Raw genomic sequence first — 1,692 nt, forward strand, 5'->3', positions numbered from 1 at the left:
CCGCATATCCAGCAGGCATGCGCGCTCGGCCATGTTATCGAGACCCAGGCCGCGACGCGCGCGGTTCTGCTCGATGCGTTGGCGCGAAAATCGGACGGCGTGATCCTTCTCGGTCGCGATGCAAAACCGACTTTCATGAACGACGTCGCAACCGCGATCCTGAATGCGGGCGACGGGTTTTCTCACACGGCCGCTGGCGGTTTTGTCGCACGCCGAATGCCGGAAACCCGCAAGCTCCAGCGCCTGATCCAGGATACCGTTATCCGGCCGTCGCGGCCCGACGCCGGCTATGGCGGATACATGCTGGTGACACGTCCGTCCGGAAAGCGGCCCTACGTCCTGCGGGTCATCCCCGCGCCTGCGACCGAACGTTTCCTTGCCAGCCAGACCATCGTGTCGGTGATCCATATTCAGGATCTGGCGGCTGTCCCGCTTCCGTCCGGCGACGCCCTTTGCCAGACTTTCGGACTGACGGAACGCGAAACGGTTCTTGCGATCGAACTCGTGCGCTGCGCCGATCTCGGCAGCGCGGCGATGAACGCCCATATGGCGTACAACACGGCGCGCAATCATCTGCACGGCATTTTCAGGAAGACCGGTTCGACGAGCCAGGCGGAACTGCTTCAGGTCCTGGGCCGGCTTCATTGAGACCTTGTATGGCGGCCCGGCAGGCCGCCCGCGCCGCCGTTTCGCGCCAAAATCGAACAATTTGCTACAAATTTGGTAACCTGCGCTCGCTATTGTCCCCTTCAGACGATGGGCCAGAGCTACGGGATGATGAACTACAGGGACGAAATCGGAGAGACGTTGCGCACCGCGCGGCAGGCAGCGGGCCTGTCGCTGCGCGACATCGCGGCCGAAACCCGGATCAAGCCCGTCTATCTGCAGGCGATCGAGGCGGGCCAGTTCGACCGCCTGCCGGCGCTCCCCCAGACACTCGGCTTCACCCGCGCCTATGCCCGTCACCTCAATGTCGATGTCGATGCGCCACTGGCGCGGCTCGGCGAGGAGGTGCATCGCAATATCGAAAGCGCCGATTTTTCGGCGCCGGAACTGCCCTGGTCGCAGGTTCCCCTGGCGCGGATCGGCTGGGCCGTGGCGGGCGCCCTTCTCGGCATGGGCCTTCTCGCCGCGCTCCTTTTCGGTTTCGAAACGCCGCGCGTCGAGCCCGTACCGGTGGCGACGCCGCCTTCATCGCCCGTTGCCGCGCCGTCGGTTGCGCCGGCCGAACCGGTCGCCTCCCCGGCGCCCGAACGATCCGCCAACGGATCATCGCCGGTCTCCGCTTCCATGGTCGAAAACCTCCGGCGTTTCGAACCGGCTTCCGTCACGCCGCCGCCCGTGCCCGCGCCCGATCTCTTTGCGACACGCAGCGTCTATCTGCGCGCGGCGCCGGCCAACGAGGGCAGGGAGCTCGGCGTTCTCTCGGCCTGCGAGGGCCTGACGCTGTTCGGCGAGAGCCCGAACGGACAATGGCGTGAGGTCGGGCGCGGCGACGGCGTTCGCGGATGGGTCTTCCATCGCTTCGTCGTTGCGGAGCCCGCGCCCGCCTGCCGGTGAGAAAGCATGTCTGCGGGGGATTTATTCCCGTCGCCGGCGCGGCCGCTTCGATCATGTCCCTTATCCCCGCCTCGGCGCTCTGCGCGCGCCGGCGATAAAATTTTTTATCTCCGGGCTGCGCGACGGGTTATC

The 1,692-nt window shown here is 65.9% G+C and carries 2 protein-coding genes; both read left to right on the forward strand.

What is annotated here, in order from left to right; all coding sequences use genetic code 11:
* On the forward strand, positions 1–648 hold a 648-nt coding region (locus tag WEB61_RS13280), incomplete at its 5' end, for a helix-turn-helix transcriptional regulator (RefSeq protein ID WP_368064818.1).
* Positions 649–774: 126 nt separating this feature from the next.
* The gene (locus tag WEB61_RS13285; protein WP_368064819.1) at positions 775–1,560 is read left to right on the forward strand and encodes a helix-turn-helix domain-containing protein; all 786 of its coding nucleotides are present in this window, start codon (positions 775–777) and stop codon (positions 1,558–1,560) included.
* Positions 1,561–1,692 lie beyond the last annotated feature (132 nt).

Origin of the sequence: Parvibaculum sp. (genome assembly GCF_040882025.1) — a bacterium.
In the GTDB taxonomy this organism is placed as follows: Bacteria; Pseudomonadota; Alphaproteobacteria; order Parvibaculales; family Parvibaculaceae; genus Parvibaculum.

What these genes read in the sequence shown, in the direction of transcription:
- WEB61_RS13285 (WP_368064819.1), top strand. Translation starts at nt 775, where the DNA reads ATGATGAACTACAGGGACGAAATCGGAGAGACGTTGCGCACCGCGCGG.